The following is a 17,989-nucleotide window of genomic DNA, read 5'->3' on the forward strand; positions in this document are numbered from 1 at the left end:
CCCACCCCCCACACCTGACCCCAGCCCCGCACGAGAAGTCGGCCAGGCCGACTTCCCACGCCACAACCAACTCCCCCCGCCATCACGTGGCCACGCCACCCGGTGGCCAGACCCCGCACGCCCACAACAACCAACACCTCGCGTGAGAAGTCGACTCACCCGCCTTCCCACACCACACGCCCCACCAACACGACCCCGCCACACCCGCAGCACCCCGCATGGGAAGTCGGCCAGGCCGACTTCCCACACCACGGCCCACCACCACCCGCCATCACACGGGCAGGCCACCCGGCGACCGGACAACCCCCAGCCGCCCCCCAACAACCAACACTCCGCACCTCGCGTGAGAAGTCGGCCCGCCCGACTTCTCACGCGCACGCCCCACCGACACGACCGCACCGCACAACGACAGACCACCTCGCCACACCCGGAGCCCCCCGTGTGAGGAGCCGGGCTGACCGACTTCCCACACCACGGCACACCGCCGCGCGGCGGCCGGGCTGCTGCTCGGCAAGTGCGCGCTGCCGTACGACCCGGCGCCGGTCGCCGAAGCCTCCGGGATCCGGCTCGGCACGGGCACCCGTGACCAGCCAGCGGATGGGGAAGCCGGAGCTGGCCAAGATCGCCGGACTGATCACCCGGGTGCCCACCGCGCGCCACGCGACGACAGACCGGCCCCGCAGCACCCTCCGCAGAAGACGTCGGCCAGGCCGACTTCCCACACCACGATCCACCACCACCCGCCCCATCACATGGGCAGGCCACCCGGCGACCGGACAACCCCCAGCCGCCCCCCAACAACCAACACTCCGCACCTCGCGTGAGAAGTCGGCCCGCCCGACTTCTCACGCGCACGCCCCACCGGCACGACCGCACCGCACAACGACAGACCGCCTCGCCACACCCGGAGCCCCCCGTGTGAGGAGCCGGGCTGACCGACTTCCCGCACCACGGCACACCGCCGCGCGGCGGCCGGGCTGCTGCTCGGCAAGTGCGCGCTGCCGTACGACCCGGCGCCGGTCGCCGAAGCCTCCGGGATCCGGCTCGGCGCGGGCACCGTGACCAGCCAGGGGATGGGGAAGCCGGAGCTGGTCGAGATCGCCGGACTGATCACCCGGGTGCCCACCGCGCGCCACGCGACGACAGACCGGCCCTGCAGCACCCTCCGCAGAAGACGTCGGCCAGGCCGACTTCCCACACCACGATCTACCACCACCCGCCCCATCACATGGGCAGGCCACCGGCGGCCGGACCATCCCCAAGCCCCCCCACAACAACCAACGCTCCGCACCTCGCGCGAGAAGTCAGCTCTCCCGGCTTCCCACACCGCACGTGCACCGACACGACCGCGCCACACAAGGACAGACCGGCCTGCCACACCCACAACTACCAACACCCCGCGCCCCACAAGAGGTCGACCCGCCCGACTTCTCACGCCGCCGGACTGGCTGACGTAGGAAGTCGGCCTGGCCGACTTCCTACGTCAGCCACAGCCGACCAGCGGCAGGATGCGGGCAATACATTCCGGCGAAGACCCCGCCCGAAGCGGCGGGGCCACGACCGCGCCGCGCCCTGCCCTTACGACCTGGGTCTGTACAAAGAACGGTGTAACTCCCGATCAAGGAAGTAGCACCTGATGAAGGACGTGACCGTCTCGGCCGAGGCCGTGGAGGCCGTGCGGCCGGTGGAGTTGCAGCCGGACGCCTTGGACGACCAGTTGATCGGGCAGCTGGTCGATCGGGCCCGTGCGAGCGGGCTGCAGCTCACCGGTGCCGGGGGCCTGCTCCAGCAGCTGACGAAGAAGATCCTGGAGTCCGCGCTCGAGGGCGGGATGACGGACCACCTCGGCTACGAGAAACACGATTCGGCCGGGGCCGGCAGCGGGAACTCCCGCAACGGCACGCGGTCGAAGACCGTGCTGACCGAGGCCGGCCCGGTGCAGATCGATGTCCCCCGGGACCGGGAGGGCTCGTTCGAGCCGCAGCTGGTCCGCAAGCGCCGGCGGCGCCTGTCCGGGGTGGACGAGATGGTGCTCTCACTGTCCGCCCGTGGCCTGACGCACGGGGAGATCTCGGCGCATCTGGCCGAGGTCTACGGCGCCGAGGTCTCCAAGCAGACCATCTCCACCGTCACCGACCAGGTGATCGAGGGCATGGCCGAGTGGCAGAACCCCCCTCGACCCGGTCTATCCGGTGGTCTTCATCGACTGCGTCCACGTGAAGCTCCGCGACGGCCAGGTCGCCAACCGGCCGATCTACGTGGCGCCGGCGGTCACGGTCGAAGGCACGCGGGAGATCCTCGGGTTGTGGGCCGGCGACGGCGGCGAGGGCGCCAGGTACTGGCTGCATGTCCTGACCGAGATCAAGAACCGCGGTGTCACGGACGTGTGCATGGTCGTCTCCGACGACCTCAAGGGTCTGCCCGATGCCATCGGCACGGTCTGGCCGCAGGCCGTCACCCAGACCTGCATCGTGCACCTGATCCGGGCCTTGTTCCGCTACGCGGCCCGCCAGGACTGGGACAAGATCTCCAAGGCCCTCAAGCCCGTCTACACGGCTCCGACCGAGGACGCCGCCCTGGAGCGGTTCGTCGAGTTCAGCGAGGCCTGGGGCAGGAAGTATCCGGCGATCGTGCGACTCCGGGAGAACGCCTGGGCCGAGTTCGTGCCGTTCCTGAGCTTCGACGTCGAGGTCCGCCGGGTCATCTGCACCACCAACGCGATCGAGTCGGTGAACGCCCGGCTCCGCAAGGCCGTCCGCTCGCGCGGGCATTTCCCGAACGAGCAGGCGGCCCTGAAGTGCGTCTACATGGCGATCATGTCCCTCGACCCGACCGGTGACGGCCGCAAACGCTGGATGACCCGCTGGAAGGCCGCGCTGAACGCCTTCGAGATCACCTTCGACGGCCGACTCTCCGCCGACCGCCGGTAACTCAACCCGACCGAGTCACACCGTTCACTGGACACACCCCCGCCCGTGTTAATCCACGAGGTGCGCCGGGGGCTTCCGGATGGCCCTGGAACCACGCGGACCAGCGGAGTTACGCAGGTGAGTGCTGCTCATGAAGCTGGCACCGGTGGCAGCGGAATCTGCACACGACGGGTCGCAGGCGCCGGGGCGTGGCGGTCAGGTGCACCGGGCGGTGGCGGGGCCCGGGGTGTCGGGGGCGTGCGTAGCGTTGCCGGATGACCGAGACCATGCGGGGCAACGGGGCGGCGCAGGTGAGTGCGGCTCATGTGACGGCGCCGGCGGTGGGCCGCCGGGGGTTAGGCCACGAGGTGCACGGGGCGGTGTCGGGGGCTCCGGGGGCGGCGGGCGGTGCGTAGCGTTGCCGGATGACCGAGACCATGCGGGGCAACGGGGCGGCGCAGGTGAGTGCGGCTCATGTGATGGCGTCGGCGGTGGTGTTCGCCGTTCCGGTGCTGAAGTTGGCGTGGACGCTCGGGAGCGGGGACGCGGCTCGGGACGCGTTGCTGGCGATGGGGCCGGCGAACTGGGTGGACGTCGTCATCGGGATGTTCTTCGCCGAGCCGGTGCTGGCGGTCGTGCTGGCCGCGGTGCTCTGCTACATCGGCTACGCCTACCGGGCCGCCCACGGCGGGGCCGCCCGGCACCAGGGCCGGGCCCTGGCGGAGACGGCGGCGCGGGCGGCGATCGTGCCGGGGGCGCTGGGGGTGGTGGTCGGGGCGTTCAACGGGTTGTGGTGGGGTGTGGCGGCCGGGGTGCTGGGCTACCTGTTGCGGCTCGGCGTGGTGGCCGAGTACCGGACCGGCGCGCGTTCGACCGCCACCGGCCGCCGCACCGGGAAGCCGGCCGTGGCCTTCGGGGCCCGGGCCGTCGAGGCGGTCCGGGTCGCGGCGCTGCTGCTCTCCCTGGTGGTGCTTCCGGCGCTCTCGGTCGTCGCCGCCCTCGACGGCCGGTCCTGGACGAGCGTGCTGGTGTGCGACGTCGACACCGGCGGCGGACCGCAGCGGGCCCGGCTGGTCGAGCTGGACCGGCAGGCCGCGGGCGTCGTCGGCTGGGACGTCCCCGCTCGCGAGGTGGTCAGCGGCACCAACTGCGCCGTCGACCCGGACGACGTGCTGCGCGATCCCTGGTGGCGCCGGTAGGACCGCCCTGGCGGACGGAGAAACGCCGCGACGGCCACCAGAACCCCGTACGTCCGGCAGCCGCACGAGCTGGTAGCCGCTGCGGCCGGCGGGGCACCGGTGGACTCAGTAGATCAGGTAGTCCGGGCGTCGCCCTTCGTCGTCGATCTCCCCGGTGGCCTGGGTCCGCAGCTTGGCGGACAGTGCCTCCAGGGCCCGGGAGGCCGCGACCTCCTCGCCGATCCTGGCGAGCGGGCGGTCCTCCGCGCTCTTCACCGACTCGCCGTGGGCGCTCAGGCCGGGCGCCCTGGCGCCGGTGAGCCTGGCCTCACACGTCGTGTGCACACCGTCTTCCTCGAAGCTCAGCTCCACGTCCCACTGGTTGTGCATGCCACACCTCCTGGCGCAGGCCCCCGTCACGCCGGTCCGGACCGGCACGGACGGTGACCCGTGGCGGCCGCTCACACCAGCGTGCGCCTGCCCCGCCGGTGGCGGCAAGCGCTGCCGGACGGCGCGGTGCCGACCACGCCGCGCGCGTGTCGTGCGATCGGCCCGGGCACCGGCCCGGCGGTAGGCTGACGGGAGCGGCCGCGACGCCCGACCCACCTCTCGGACCCGTCGGCGCGGCGCGGGCAGCGACAACCGGGTGGTCCCTCCGTGGCGGTCTTCCTCCTCGCTCTCAGTGCGGCCTGCTGTCTGGGGCTCGGCTTCGTCCTCCAGCAGCACGCGGCACAGCAAGCCCCGCGCTCCGATCTGCTGCGCTGGCGGCTGCTGCTGGACCTGGTGCGGATGCCGCAGTGGCTGCTCGGCACCGGGTTCATGGTCAGCGGGCTGATCCTCTCCGCGCTCGCGCTCAACCAGGGCGAGGTGTCGCTGGTCGAGCCGCTGCTGGCCACCAATCTGATCTTCGCCATGGCCCTGGCCCGGGTGTTGACCCGGCAGACCCTGGGCCGCTCCGGCTGGGCCGGGGTCCTGCTGCTGGCCCTCGGGGTGACGGCCTTCATCGTGGCCGGGCAGCCGACCGGCGGCGGGCCGCCCGCCGGGGAGCTTCGGCACTGGCTGGTGGTCGGCACCGTGATGGGGCTGGTCGTGCTACTGGTCTCGCTGGCCCGGCGGCTGCCGCTGTTCGAGGAGGCGACCCTGCTGGCGCTCGCCGCCGGACTGCTCTACGGCCTCCAGGACGCGCTGACCCGGACCACCACCCAGCGGCTCGACCACGACGGTCTGGCGGCGGTGCTGCGCAGCTGGCAGCCGTACGCGGTGGTGGTGGCGGGTGTGGTCGGACTGCTGCTGGTGCAGAGCGCCTTCGAGGCCGCGCCGCTGCGGATGTCCCTGCCGGCACTGACCGCCGCCCAGCCGCTGTCCGGGATCGCCTGCGCGGTGGGCTTCCTCGGCGACCGGTTGCGGGTGACCCCGGGGGCGTTGGCCTGGCAGACCGCCGGGCTGCTGGCGATCGTGACCGGGGTGATCGTGATCGGACGCCATCCGGCGATGCCGGGGACCGTCGGCGACACCCTTGAGAGCATCGGGGCGTCCCCGGAGGACGGGGCGGAGGAGAAGTCCGAGGACGAGCCGGAGGAACCGGGCGGGTCAGCGGAGGACGACCGCCCCGGGAGCACCGGTTAGACCGCGATGTGCTGGAGCGCGCAGGCGGACGCCGTGGCCGGTGGGCTGGTCGCGGGCGTCGGGGTGGCGTGCCTGGTCCGCGCGCGTCGGGCCGGCCGGCCCGAGCGCCTGCCGCTCGCCGCGCTCCCCGTGGTGCTGGGCACGCACCAGCTGATCGAGGCGCTGGTCTGGCTCGGTACGGACGGCGGGCTGCCGGACGGCCTCGCCGGAGCGGCCCGCACCGCCTGGGCGGTGGTCGCCCTGCCGCTGCTGCCCGTTCTGGTCCCGGCCGCCGTGTGGTGCGCGACCAGCGGGCCGCGCCGACGGGTGCTCGCCGCACTCACCGTGCTCGGGGCGGTGGTCGCCGTTCCGCTGGCCGTGGCCGTCGGCTCCCATCCGGTGACGGCCACCGTGCGCGGCCACACCCTCCGCTACGCCCTCGGCATTCCGTACCCGGCGCTCCTGATGGCCGGCTACCTCCTCGTCACTGTCGGCTCCCTCCTGGTGAGCGGCGACCGCCTGCTCCGCCGTCTCGGTCTCCTCATCGGCGCCGGCGCCGTCGCCTGCGCCCTGCTCTGGGGCCTCGCCTTCGTCTCCACCTGGTGCGCCCTCGCCGCCCTGGCCAGCCTGCTGCTGCTCCACTGGGCGGGCCACCGGCCGGTGGGCGCACCAGCCCCCGCCGCCGGTCGGGCCCGCTGACCGCCCCGGGGGCCTGCCCTACCCGCCGTGCGCCGGGTCCGGTTCGACGGCTGTGCCGCCCGTGCCGCCCGTGCTGCCCGCGCGCCCCCGGAGGCGGTCCATCTCGCGCCACTCGGGGCGCAGCCCGGCCAGGGTCGTGGTGGCGAAGTACAGGGCTCCGGCCGCGATCAGGCCGGGTATCAGCCCGACCATGGCGACCGCCGCGCCGGCGGCCAGCCCGCCGAGCGGGATGCCGGCCCAGGCGAGGGAGTCGCTCAGGGCGTGGACGCGGCCCAGCAGCCGGCGGGGCACCCGCTCGAAGAGCACCGCGCCGAGGATCGGGTTGAGGAAGCCGGAGCCGAAACCGCCGATCGCGAAGACCGTGAGCACCAGCCACATCGGCGCGCCCAGGGCGAGCACCAGGAAGCGCGGCGCGCCGCACAGCAGGAAGCCGGTGAAGAAGACCGTCCGCCGGGGCAGCCGGGAGGCCGCGGCCGCCGCTATCAGGCTGCCGACGACGGCGGTGGCGCCCATGACGGCGGCGGTCAGCCCGATGGCGGCCGGGCCGTTGCCGGACTCCCGTGCCCAGACCGGGACGAGGACGGTGACGAACCCGGCGTCGATCAGGTTGGTGATGCCGATCATCACGATCACGGTGAGCAGCAGCGGCTCCGAGCGCAGGAAGGTGAAGCCCTCCCGGAACATCCGCCAGTAGCCCGCGGGCCGCTCGCCTTCGGACGGACCGGCGGGAGCGGCGGGCACCGCCGAGCGCCCCATGCCGCGTGGGAGCGCGACCGCGATGATCAGCGACCCGAGCGCGAAGGTGCCCGCGTTGACCGCGAGGCCGGCCAGCGGGCCCGTCGCGGCGACCAGCCCGCCACCGACCGCCGGGCCGACGGTGGAGGCCAGCCGCTCGGTGACGCCGGACAGCCCGGTGGCGCGCTCCATCGGCACCCGCGCGTGGTCGGCCGCCTCCGGGACCATGACGGACTTGGCCAAGTCCCCCGGGCCGCGCATCGCCCCGATCACCGCGACCATCACCAGCAGCACCCAGAACGGGAGCAGCCCCCGTGCGTGCAGCAGCGGGACCAGCCCGGCCGCGACGGCGCTGACCGCGTCCGTCGTCCAGGACACCGCCCGTGGCCCGAGCCGGTCCACCACCGGCCCGGTCAGCGCCTTGACCGCCACGTACGGCGCCATCTCTGCGAAGGCGACCAGGCCCGTCATGGTGGCGCTGCCGGTAGTGGCCAGGACGAACCAGGGCAGGGCGACGGCCGAGACGCGGGTGCCGGTCACCGAGACGGCCGTGGCGGTCAGCACGCCGGCCAGCGGCCGGTAGCTGCGCCCGGGCTCGTCGACGGTGGTACCCGCGGCGGTTCGCTCGGCGGATCTCGTGGTGGTGGTCGTGCTGCCGGTCATGTGGCTCCCCCCTCGTCGGTGTCGTCGCGCAGGTCCGGCAGGACGTGCACGACGACGGACACCTGCTCCGATCCCTCCGGGACCGGCCCCTCGGCGCCCACCCAGCGGTAGCGCCGGATCACCTCGCTCAGCTCCTCGGACAGCCGCTCGGCCTCGCCGGGCGTCAGCTGGAGCACCAGGTCGCTCAGGTTCACGGCCTTGCGCCACTCCCGCGGCATCGCCTCGAAGGCGTCCAGCGAGCGCTGGGCCGCCAGCGTGTGCGAGGCGAGGACGGACCGCAGGTAGCCGGCCGCCTCGCCCAGCTGGTCGTCCGCCATGTCGTCCACCGTCCAGACCGTGACCCGGTGGGCCGAACGCCACCAGCGCTCGCGGGCGTTGCCGCGTGCCTCGTCCTCCTCGACGAAGCCCGCGGCGGCGAGCTGGCGCAGGTGGTAGCTGGTCGCGCCGGAGTTGATCCCCAGCTCCGCGGCGAGCCGCGTCGCCGTGGAGGGGCCGTACTTGCGCAGCAGCCCCACCACCCGCAGGCGCACCGGGTGGGCCATCGCCCGCATGCTCTCGGCGGTGAGGGCGATGGCGCGCCGGTCGTCACTGTGCTTCCACCCGTGCTCTTCGGTCATGGCACGAGGCTAGACCGCAAAGAGTTCTTTGCAAAGGGTTTTTTGCGAAGGACTCTTTGCGGTTCATCGATCGGTACTACGCCGCGGCCCCCCGGCCCCGCCGCTCGGCGGGTGCCCGACCGGCCGAGCGGCGGGGGCCCCGGAACGGACCGCGGCCCGGAGCGGGATTGTCACCCGGGCGGCCGAGGCGCAGGCTGTCAGAGAGGGCCCGGAAGTCGGCCCGTCCCGGTCGGCCGCGGATTCGATGACGGCCGCGGGAAGCACGAGGGGCAGGCGATGGCACACCGGAGGCTCTGGGGCTACGTCGCGTCGGGGGCCCGGGCGCTCGGCGCGTTCGGCGGCACCGTCGGCTCGGGCCTCGGCGCGGGCGCCGCCGGGCGCCGGGGCGGGTCCGGACGGGCGGGCGCGTCGGCGACCGCCGAGGCCGAGGACGGTCTCGGCCCCCTCTCGTCCGGCACGATGGCCGCGCCGAGGGCGCTCACCCGCACCGAGTTGGAGCGCCTGCGGTGGACCGGTCGGCAGACCGGCTGCGAGCCGACGGCCCGGCACGTCCAGGTGGCCGACGTGGTCCGCCGGGTGGTGCGCGGCGGCGGCCGGGCGGCGGCCGTCACGGTCCGGGTGGCCGACGTGGTCCGCCGGGTGGTGCGCGGCGGCGGCCGGGCGGCGGCCGTCACGGTCCGGGTGGCGCCCGGGCTCCCGGTGGTGGCCGGGGACGCCCGACGGCTGGAGGCCGCCCTCGCCGGGCTGGTGGACCACGCGATCCGGCGCAGCCCGCTGGGCGGCCGGGTGCTGGTCCGGGCCGACGTGGCGGGCGGCGCGTCCGCACCCCGGGCGTCCGGCCGGGCACCCGGGCGGGCGTCCGCGACCCGCGGCCGGGTGGAGATCCGGGTCTCCGACCGGGGCGCCCACGAGCTGCCCGAGGCACGCGAGTGGCTGGTCGCGGGCGCACGGGCGGACGGCCCGGCGGGGCCCGCCCTGCAGAGCCTGGTGGTGGCGGCGGGCGGCCGGCTCGCGGTGGAGACCACCCCCGGCGGCGGGCTGACCGTGGTCCTGCTGCTGACCGTCGCGTACGACTGAACGCGCACGACGAAACGCGTACGCCTGAACGCGCACGGTCTGAACACGTACGCCTGAGCACGCACGGGCTGAACGCGTACACCCGAACGCGTACGCCTGAACGCGCACTTCAACGCGCACGGCTGTACGCGTACGACCGCGGGAGTACCCCGGCACCGGGCGCAAACCCGGCGCCCCCGCCCCGCCGACCCTAGACTTGCCCCATGCCCCGGCTCAACGACCATGTCAGGGAGCTGCTCCAGGAGTACGCCGACCTGATCAACATCACCGGCGGGGACGCCTTCCGGGCCCGCGCCTACGAGAAGGCCGCCCGCGCGGTCGGCGGCCACCCCGAGGACCTGGCCGGCCTGGACGTCAAGGGTCTGCAGCAGATCCCCGGCGTCGGCAGGTCCACCGCCGAGAAGATCGCCGAGTACCTCGCCACCGGGACCGTCCCGGCCCTGGAGGCGCTGCGCGCCCGGATCCCGTCCGGCGTACGGGAGATGATGGCCGTCCCCAGCGTCGGGCCCAAGCGCGCCCTGGCCCTCTACCGCGACCTCGGGATCTCCTCGGTGGACGAACTCGCCGCGGCCGCCCGCGCCGAGAAGCTCACCGGCCTGCCCGGCTTCGGCGAGCGCAGCGGCGAGAAGATCCTGCACGGCATCGAGCTGATGCGGCAGTCCGGCGGCCGCACCCTGCTGGACACCGCCGCCGAGCTGGCCGAGCAGCTGGTCGCCGCGCTCTCCGCCGTCCCCGGCTGCACCCGCTGCGCGTACGCGGGCTCGCTGCGCCGGATGCGCGAGACGGTGGGCGACATCGACGTGCTCGCGACCGCCGAGGACTCCGCCCCGCTGATGGCCGCGCTCACCGAACTCCCCTACGTGGCCGAGGTGATCGGCAGCGGGAGCACCAAGACCTCGGTCCGTACCACCCAGGGCGTACAGGTGGATCTGCGGGTCGTGCCGGAGGAGGACTGGGGAGCGGCGCTGGTCTACTTCACCGGTTCGAAGGCGCACAACATCAAGCTGCGCACGATGGCCGTCCGGGCCGGGCTGAAGCTCTCCGAGTACGGGCTGTTCGAGGTCGACGGCGGCGCCAAGGTGGTCTCGGAGACCGAGGAGGAGGTGTACGCGGCGCTCGGCCTGCCGTGGATCCCACCGCCGCTGCGCGAGGACCGGGGCGAGATCGAGGCCGCGCTGGACGGCGGACTCCCGGACCTGGTGCAGGAGTCCGACCTGCGCGGCGACCTGCACACCCACACCGACCTGACCGACGGGCTGGCCACCCTGGAGGAGATGATCGACACCGCCGCCGCCCGCGGCTACTCCTACTTCGCCGTCACCGACCACGCCCCGGACCTGGTGATGCAGCGGATGACGGACGAGAAGATGCTCGCGCAGCGCGAGCGGCTACGACAACTCGCCGACCGGCACAAGCGGTTGCGCCTGCTGCACGGCACCGAGCTGAACATCGGCCCGGACGGCGGGGTGGACTGGCCGCCCGAGTTCCTGGCCGGCTTCGACGTCTGCGTGGCCTCCGTGCACTCGCACTTCGCCCTGGACCGGGCCGCCCAGACCCGTCGGCTGATCCGCGCCTGCGAGAACCCGTACGTGCACGTCATCGGCCACCTCACCACCCGCCGGATCGGCCGGCGCGGGCCGATCGACGTCGACCTGGACGCGGTGTTCGAGGCCGCCGCGCGCACCGGCACCGCGATCGAGATCAACAGCTCCCCGCAGCGGCTCGACCTGCGCGACGAGGACGTCCTGCGGGCCAGGCGGCACGGCGTGCGCTTCGCGATCGACAGCGACGCGCACGCCACCGGCCACCTCGCCTACCCGCGCTACGGCATCGGCACGGCGCAGCGCGGCTGGCTCACCGCCGAGGACGTGGTCAACACCTGGACCTGGCAGAAGCTGAAGCGCTTCCTCCGCAAGGACGCGGTTCCGAAGTAGCCCGGCCCGCCCGGCCCACGGGAGCCGCCGCGCCAGCCGAAACGTCACTCCCCGTCGCAGGACGCGCCGGGCGAGGCCAGTACCCGGGCCGCGCTGCGGTGCCCGAGCCCGGCCGCGTGCCGGAGGTCCCCGGTGTCCAGGAACCCGGCCAGGAACCCCGCCGCGAAGGCGTCCCCGGCCCCGGTGAGGTCGCGCACCTCGGCCACCGGAGGCACCGGCACCATGACCAGCGGCTCGCCGGGCACGTCGACGGCGGTCGCCTCGGCCCCCGCCTTGGTGACCACCGTGGTGGCCGCCAGCCGGGCCCGCTCCGGCCCGGGCAGGCCGGCCACCAGCAGCCCGAGGAACTCCGACTCGGAGCGGTTGGCGAACACGAAGGTCGGCGCCAGCCCGGCCAGCAGGGCGAGGAAGCGCTCCCGGCCGAACCGCTCCAGCATGCCGGTCGAGGAGGCGTCCACCGAGGTGGTGCAGCCCGCCCGCCGCACCCGGGCGAGCGCGTCCACCGCCGTACTGCCGACCGGCTCGCCGTCGAAGGAGTAGGCGGGGACGTGCAGATGGGTCAGTCCGGTCAGCCACGCGTCCGGGACCCGCTCCAGCAGCGTGGCCGCGCCCCGGTCCGGCAGCATGGTCCGCTCGCCGTCCTGGTCGATCAGCACCACCACGCTGCCGGTGCGGCCGCGCCGGGAGACCCGTACGTCGACGCCGTGGCCGGTCAGTTCGGCGACCACGCCGTCCCCCGCCGCGTCCTCGCCGACGCAGCCGAGGAAGCGGGCCGGGTGCTGCCCGGCGGCGAAGCAGGCGACGTTGGCCGCGCTGCCGCCGCGCCGCCGGAAGACCCGGGCGCCGGAGTCGGTGCCGTGCCGCAGCGGGCCGTCGGCCCAGACCACGATGTCCTCGACCAGGTCGCCGAGCACCCCCAGCACGAGTCAGGCCCCGGTCTCGGCGGCGACGGCCGGGGCCGCGCCGGAGGCATCCGACGGGGCGCCCGACGGGACACCCGGCGAGGCCCCCGCTGCCCCCGCTGCCCCCACGGCCAGCGCGGTCGCGATCTCCCCGCCCAGCCGGACGTTCCCCCGGTACACCTCGACGTTGACCTCCAGGCTGCGCCCGCCGGTGTCCCGCTGGATGAAGTCGAGCAGGAACGGCGTGGAGGCGTTGCCGGTGACGCCCTGGCGCTCGGCCTCGGCCCGGGCGCGGGCCAGGATGCCGTCCAGCTCCTCCGGCGGCAGCTGCTTGGCCGGGTCGACCGGGTTGGCGATCAGTACGGCCTGCGGCAGGGCGAGCCGGTCACGGCACTCGATGACCCTGGCGGCCTGCTCGGGCGAGTCCACGCTGAAGTTGATCTCGTGGCCGGAGTCGGTGACGTAGAAGCCGGGGTACTTGCGGGTGCGGTAGCCGATGACCGGGACGTTGTACGTCTCGAAGCGCTCCAGGGTGGCCCGGATGTCGAGGATGGACTTCACGCCCGCGCTGATCACGGTGACCGGGGTGGCGGCCAGGGTGGTCATGTCGGCCGACTCGTCGAAGCTCTCCGAGGCGCCGAAGTGCACCCCGCCGAGGCCGCCGGTGGAGAAGACCCGGACGCCCGCACGGTGGGCGAGGAAGGCGGTGGCGGCGACGGTGGTGCCGCCGTGCCGGCCGAACGCGGCGACCACCGGGAGGTCGCGCAGGCTCACCTTGTCCAGGCCTTCGGCGGCGGACAGTTCGGTGATCTGCCCGGTGCTGAGCCCGACCGTGGGCACCCCGGCGTGCACCCCGATCGTGGCCGGGACGACGCCCGCCGCCCGCAGCCGCTGTTCCGCCTCCAGCGCGACGGCCAGGTTGCGGGGCCGCGGCAGCCCGTGGGTGAAGATGGTCGACTCCAGGGCGACCACCGGCCGGCCGTCGGCGACGGCCCGGGCGACCTCCTCGGAGACCTGGACGGCGGGAGCGGTGCTGGGCTGAAGTCCGGTCATGATGCGAACTCTCTGTGAGGGTGCCGCTGCGGAGGGGCAACGGGCTCAGCGTATGGACGGTTCACATCGGAATCCAGAGGCCGACGAGCTGGACCCGAAATCCTTGACGCCGACATGCCACCCCCGGAAGGATTCCCGGATCATCCGACCGGCCCGCGGCACCCCGCGGGCCGCCCGACCCCGGGAACCCGCCTTGGCCCTGCGCCCGTTGCTCCGCCGCGCCGCCGGTCTGATCGGCGCCGCCGTCCTCACCCTGGCCGGCACCCTCACCGCCGCCGGCCCGGCCCGTGCCGACTACGGCACCGACTACCACGACCCGGTCACCGCCACCAAGCCGCTCACCCGCCCCGACACCCGCTCCTGCACCGTCGAGGTGATGCACGAGCGCGCGTTCCGCAACGGGTACGGCAACCCGCCGGACACCCCGTACAACGCCACCCTCACCCCGCCCGCCGACTGCGCCGGGCCGTGGTCGGCGGTGGTCCTGGACCTCCACGGACAGGTCGCCGGGCGGCAGTTCGACCGGATCTTCAGCGTCCGCGTCGGCGGCGTCCAGGTGCTGCTCTCCTCCACCCCGGAGCCGTCCAAGGACGGCATCGCCTGGAACGTCGAGCGCGACGTGACCCGCTACGCCCCACTGTTCGCGGACGGCCCGCAGGAGTTCTCCTTCGACCTCGCCAACGTCACCGACGCCACCTACACCGGTGTCTTCACGATCAGCGCGAGCCTGACCTTCTACACCGCGGACGACCGCTGGCCGGCCGCCCGCACCGCCGACCGGCTGCTCACCACCGGACCGTTCGGGCTCACCCAGGCCGCCCCCGCCGCCGCGCGCGACCTCACCTTCCCGCAGAACCTCGAACGCCTCACCGCCGAGGTCTACACCCGGGGCGGCGGCGCCTGCGAGGAGTTCGCGTACGCCTCCGCGCCGGACGCCTTCGCCGCCGCCAACCCGGGCACCGGCATCTGCGGCAAGGGCCCGTTCCGCGAGCTGCGGCTGACCGTGGACGGCCGGGTGGCCGGCGCGGTCTGGCCGTACCCGGTGATCTACACCGGCGGCTGGGACCCGCTGCTCTGGCGGCCCGTGCCCGGCGTCTTCGCCTTCGACCTGCCCGCCTACCGGCTCGACCTCACCCCGTACGTCGGGCTGCTGCTGGACGGCCGGCCGCACACCGTGGGCGTCGTGGTGAACACCGCCGAGGCGCAGAGCAACGACGTCTGGACCGGCCAGGTCAACCTGTTCGCCGAGACCGACCACGGCGCCACCCGCACCACCGGACAGCTCACCGAGCACCGGGTCGCCCCGGAGGCCACCGTCGCCACCGACCTCGCCGACCACGGCGGCGGCAGCGGCGACTGGACGGTCACCGCCGCCCGGAACGACCTCGCCCGGGGCTGGGTGCAGACCTCGCACGGCCGGATCACCACCGAGGTCCGCGACGAACTCGCCTTCCGCTCCGCCCAGCGGCTGCGCGACGGCGGCAACGACATCACCCTGCACAACGGCACCGACCTCACCCGCACCACCGCCACCTGGGGCGGCGGCCCGCACCGCACCACCACCGTGCACGAGGGCGAACCGCTGGACGTCGGCTACCGGGTGAGCCGCGACGCGGCCGGCAACACCGACCAGACCACGGCCATGGTCCTCGGCTACCACCGCGAGGCCACCGCGGCGACCGGCGGCCACGTCACCGGGAGCTCCACCGTCGACCACACCCTGCGCCCCACCGCGCGGCGGCACGACGGGGACCGCACCGTCCGGACCGGCAGCAGCACCGAGGAGTACCGCAGCACCGGTCCCGAGGGGCCGTACCAGCGGACGCTGAGCTTCGTCGACGGCTGGCCGAGCCCCTGACGGCGAGCGCCATGGCCCGAGTTGCGAAAATTGTTCCGATTCGTGCCGTTCACCCCTGGTGCACGACCCGTGGGAGGCGCATGATGGGAGATGGACCTGCGAGGTAGCTGAAGGCAGTTCGACCGCAGGAGGCAGTGGCGACGGATCGAGACGGATCAGGGTCTGCCGCTGGAACTACCTCGGTCGACGATCGAACTACCGGCCGGAGGACGTCACGTCCGGAGGCCACCCCCGCCTCGCAGGTTCCGCGCGTCCACGGAGCATCCCCTCGGCCCCGTGGACGCGCGCCCGTCCGCGCACCCTGCGGTGCGCGCCCCTTCCCGGTTTGGACGCCCCCTCCTGGCCCACCCGCGCCGGTGTGCGCGCCGCTCGGCTAGCGCGCGCCCGCCCAGCCCATCTCCCAGGCGTGCACCGCGATCCCGACCCGGTTCGCCACCCCGAGCTTGCGCTGGATGCTGGCGACGTGGGTCTTCACCGTCCCCGGCGAGATGAACAGCTCGGCGGCGATGTCCGCGTTGGTGCGGCCCGCCGCGACGTGCCCGGCGATCTCCACCTCCCGCCCGGTCAGCGGCACCACCGGCGCCGGCTGCCGGCGTTCCGGGCGGCGCGGCGCCGTCACGTGCCGCAGCAGCCGGACGGTGACCGACGGGCTGATCAGGCTCTCACCGTCCGCCGCCGCCCGCACCGCCTCGGCCAGCAGGGACGGGCCGGAACGTTTCAGCAGGAAGCCGGACGCCCCGTGCCGCAGGGCCGGGTACACGTACTCGTCCAGGTCGAAGGTGGTCAGCACCACCACCCGCACCGGCTCCGCCGCCCCCGGCCCGGCCAGCCGCCGGGTCAGCTCCAACCCGTCCATCCGCGGCATCCGGATGTCCACCAGGGCGACGTCCGGCCGCAGTCGGGCCGCCAGCTCCAGCGCGGCCAGCCCGTCCGCGGCCTCCCCCACCACCTCGATGTCCGGCTGGGCCGTCAGGATCCGCCGCACACCGCGCCGGACGGCCTCCTGGTCGTCCGCGATCAGGGTGCGGATCACCCGCGGGACCTCGCCGTTCGTACTCGTCACGTCCAGCAGTGTGGCGCACGGCCGCCGGACGGGAAAGTTCACGCGGCGGGACCGGCGCGGTTCACCTCCGTCCGGTGGGCTGGCCGCCATGAACGATTCCAGTGGACGTCCCTCCGTCAGCCGGCGAGGCCTCCTGGCCGGTGCGACCGGCGTCGGCCTCGGCGGCGCCGTGTCCCTCTCCGGCATCCCGGCCACCCCCGCCGCCGCCTCCCCGGTCCTCTGGCAGCGGCCGGGCCGCTCCGGCGCGCCTCGGGTGGCCGGCCTGCACCTCCAGTTCGGCTCGGACGCCTCGCGCGAGGTGGTGGTCTCCTGGCACACCACCACGTCCGTCGGCAACCCGCGCGTGATGTACGGGACTTCGAACAGCGGCTTCGGCCGGACGGTCCGGGCCGCGACCCGCACCTACCGGGACGCCGCCTCCGGCACCGAGGTCCAGGTGCACCACGCCCGGCTGACCGGACTGCACGCCGACACGGACTACGTCTACGCCGCCGTCCACGACGGCACCACCCCCGAACTCGGCACCGTCCGCACCGCCCCGCGCGGCCGGTCCGCCTTCACCTTCACCAGTTTCGGCGACCAGGGCACCCCGACCCTCGGCCGGAAGACCGCCAACGGCTACGCCAACGACAACCTCGGCAGCCCCGCCGCCGGCGACACCACCGCCGGGGTCGAGCGGATCGCCCCGCTGTTCCACCTGCTCAACGGCGACCTCTGCTACGCGAACATCGCCACCGACCGGGTCCGCACCTGGTCCGACTGGTTCGAGAACAACAGCCGCTCGGCCCGCCACCGCCCCTGGATGCCCGCGGCCGGAAACCACGAGAACGAGAAGGGCAACGGCCCGATCGGCTTCGGCGCCTACCAGGCGTACTTCGAGCTGCCGGACGCCCGCTCGGACGCCGAGACGCGCGGCCTGTGGTACTCGTTCACGGCCGGCTCGGTGCGGGTGATCAGCCTCAACAACGACGACGTGGCCTACCAGGACGGCGGCAACAGCTACGTCCACGGCTACTCCGGCGGTGCCCAGCAGCGGTGGCTGGAACGGGAGTTGATCGCGGCCGACGCGGACCCGGGGATCGACTGGATCGTGGTCTGCATGCACCAGGTGGTGATCTCCACCGCCGACAGGTTCAACGGCGCCGACCTCGGTATCCGCGAGACCTGGGTGCCGCTGTTCGACAAGTACGGCGTGGACCTGGTGGTCTGCGGCCACGAGCACCACTACGAGCGCTCGCACCCGATCCGCGGCCAGCAGCCGACCGACACCCGCACACCGGTCCCGGTCTCCACCGGCACCGAGACCATCGACACCACCAAGGGCACCGTCCACATGGTCATCGGCGGCGGCGGCACCTCGGCCCCGTCCAACCAGCTCTTCTTCAGCCCCGCCAAGGCCCGGGTGATCACCGGCGTCGGCGCCGCCGACCCGGCCACCGGCAAGCGCCCGCCGGTGTACGTGATCGAGGACGCCCCCTGGTCGGCCTTCCGGGACGCCGACAACCCCTATGGCTTCGCGTCCTTCGACGTCGACCCGGGCGGCCGCGACGGGCAGACCACCATCGGCGTCACCTACTACTCCGTCAGCGGGCCGTACGGGGACCTCGTCCCGGTCGACCGCTTCACCCTGACCCGCCCGCGCGGCACCCGCGGCGGCGGCCGGGGGCACTGACGTCCCGACGTACCCGGAAGCGGC

13 protein-coding genes and 1 pseudogene are annotated in these 17,989 nt (G+C 74.0%); 8 read left to right on the forward strand and 6 right to left on the reverse strand.

Annotated elements, in window-relative coordinates:
- Window positions 1–1,645 precede the first annotated feature (1,645 nt).
- Together ACIQI7_RS29975 and ACIQI7_RS29980 are read left to right on the forward strand one after the other, a co-directional pair.
- A pseudogene (locus ACIQI7_RS29975) lies at window positions 1,646–2,930 on the forward strand (IS256 family transposase).
- A 404-nt stretch (window positions 2,931–3,334) separates the two neighbouring features.
- On the forward strand, window positions 3,335–4,108 hold the full coding sequence (locus tag ACIQI7_RS29980; protein WP_401115964.1) for a hypothetical protein: 774 nt from the start codon (window positions 3,335–3,337) through the stop codon (window positions 4,106–4,108).
- A gap of 105 nt (window positions 4,109–4,213) precedes the next feature.
- Here the strand turns inward: ACIQI7_RS29980 and ACIQI7_RS29985 are convergent, their stop codons facing one another.
- Window positions 4,214–4,477, reverse strand: a complete 264-nt coding sequence (locus ACIQI7_RS29985; RefSeq protein ID WP_401115967.1) for a dsRBD fold-containing protein — start codon at window positions 4,475–4,477, stop codon at window positions 4,214–4,216.
- Between the two features lie 267 nt (window positions 4,478–4,744).
- Here ACIQI7_RS29985 and ACIQI7_RS29990 point away from each other — a divergent pair, with 267 nt between their 5' ends.
- The gene (locus ACIQI7_RS29990) at window positions 4,745–5,713 is read left to right on the forward strand and encodes a DMT family transporter (protein WP_401115970.1); all 969 of its coding nucleotides are present in this window, start codon (window positions 4,745–4,747) and stop codon (window positions 5,711–5,713) included.
- A gap of 6 nt (window positions 5,714–5,719) precedes the next feature.
- Entirely contained in the window at window positions 5,720–6,391 is a 672-nt protein-coding gene (locus ACIQI7_RS29995; RefSeq protein WP_401115973.1) for a DUF6629 family protein, read from the forward strand.
- 18 nt (window positions 6,392–6,409) lie between these two features.
- Here ACIQI7_RS29995 and ACIQI7_RS30000 read toward each other — a convergent pair whose 3' ends face one another.
- Complete coding sequence (locus ACIQI7_RS30000) at window positions 6,410–7,789, reverse strand: MFS transporter (protein WP_401115976.1); 1,380 nt, start codon at window positions 7,787–7,789, stop codon at window positions 6,410–6,412.
- Window positions 7,786–8,406: a helix-turn-helix domain-containing protein gene (locus ACIQI7_RS30005; protein ID WP_401115979.1), complete on the reverse strand. Its 621-nt coding sequence runs from the start codon at window positions 8,404–8,406 to the stop codon at window positions 7,786–7,788. The genes ACIQI7_RS30000 and ACIQI7_RS30005 overlap by 4 nt, the downstream gene beginning before the upstream one ends.
- Window positions 8,407–8,682: 276 nt before the next feature.
- Here ACIQI7_RS30005 and ACIQI7_RS30010 point away from each other — a divergent pair, with 276 nt between their 5' ends.
- The gene (locus tag ACIQI7_RS30010) at window positions 8,683–9,483 is read left to right on the forward strand and encodes a hypothetical protein (RefSeq protein ID WP_401115982.1); all 801 of its coding nucleotides are present in this window, start codon (window positions 8,683–8,685) and stop codon (window positions 9,481–9,483) included.
- 203 nt (window positions 9,484–9,686) lie between these two features.
- Window positions 9,687–11,417 carry a DNA polymerase/3'-5' exonuclease PolX gene (polX, locus tag ACIQI7_RS30015; protein WP_401115984.1) on the forward strand — a complete coding sequence of 577 codons (1,731 nt, stop codon included), beginning with the start codon at window positions 9,687–9,689 and terminating at the stop codon, window positions 11,415–11,417.
- 44 nt (window positions 11,418–11,461) lie between these two features.
- Here the strand turns inward: polX and ACIQI7_RS30020 are convergent, their stop codons facing one another.
- On the reverse strand, window positions 11,462–12,340 hold the full coding sequence (locus ACIQI7_RS30020; RefSeq protein ID WP_401115987.1) for a carbohydrate kinase family protein: 879 nt from the start codon (window positions 12,338–12,340) through the stop codon (window positions 11,462–11,464).
- A 3-nt stretch (window positions 12,341–12,343) separates the two neighbouring features.
- Window positions 12,344–13,372 carry a pseudouridine-5'-phosphate glycosidase gene (locus ACIQI7_RS30025; protein ID WP_401115990.1) on the reverse strand — a complete coding sequence of 343 codons (1,029 nt, stop codon included), beginning with the start codon at window positions 13,370–13,372 and terminating at the stop codon, window positions 12,344–12,346.
- Between the two features lie 193 nt (window positions 13,373–13,565).
- On the opposite strand from ACIQI7_RS30025, the gene ACIQI7_RS30030 reads away from it, so the two are divergent.
- A complete protein-coding gene (locus tag ACIQI7_RS30030) occupies window positions 13,566–15,230 on the forward strand; it encodes a peptide-N4-asparagine amidase (RefSeq protein WP_401115993.1) in 1,665 nt (554 codons plus the stop codon).
- A 373-nt stretch (window positions 15,231–15,603) separates the two neighbouring features.
- Here ACIQI7_RS30030 and ACIQI7_RS30035 read toward each other — a convergent pair whose 3' ends face one another.
- The gene (locus tag ACIQI7_RS30035; protein WP_401115996.1) at window positions 15,604–16,293 is read right to left on the reverse strand and encodes a response regulator; all 690 of its coding nucleotides are present in this window, start codon (window positions 16,291–16,293) and stop codon (window positions 15,604–15,606) included.
- Window positions 16,294–16,381: 88 nt separating this feature from the next.
- Here ACIQI7_RS30035 and ACIQI7_RS30040 point away from each other — a divergent pair, with 88 nt between their 5' ends.
- Complete coding sequence (locus ACIQI7_RS30040; protein WP_401115999.1) at window positions 16,382–17,965, forward strand: purple acid phosphatase family protein; 1,584 nt, start codon at window positions 16,382–16,384, stop codon at window positions 17,963–17,965.
- The last annotated feature ends 24 nt before the right edge of the window (window positions 17,966–17,989 follow it).

The sequence above is a fragment of the Kitasatospora sp. NPDC092039 genome (genome assembly GCF_044756065.1).
GTDB lineage: Bacteria > Actinomycetota > Actinomycetes > Streptomycetales > Streptomycetaceae > Kitasatospora.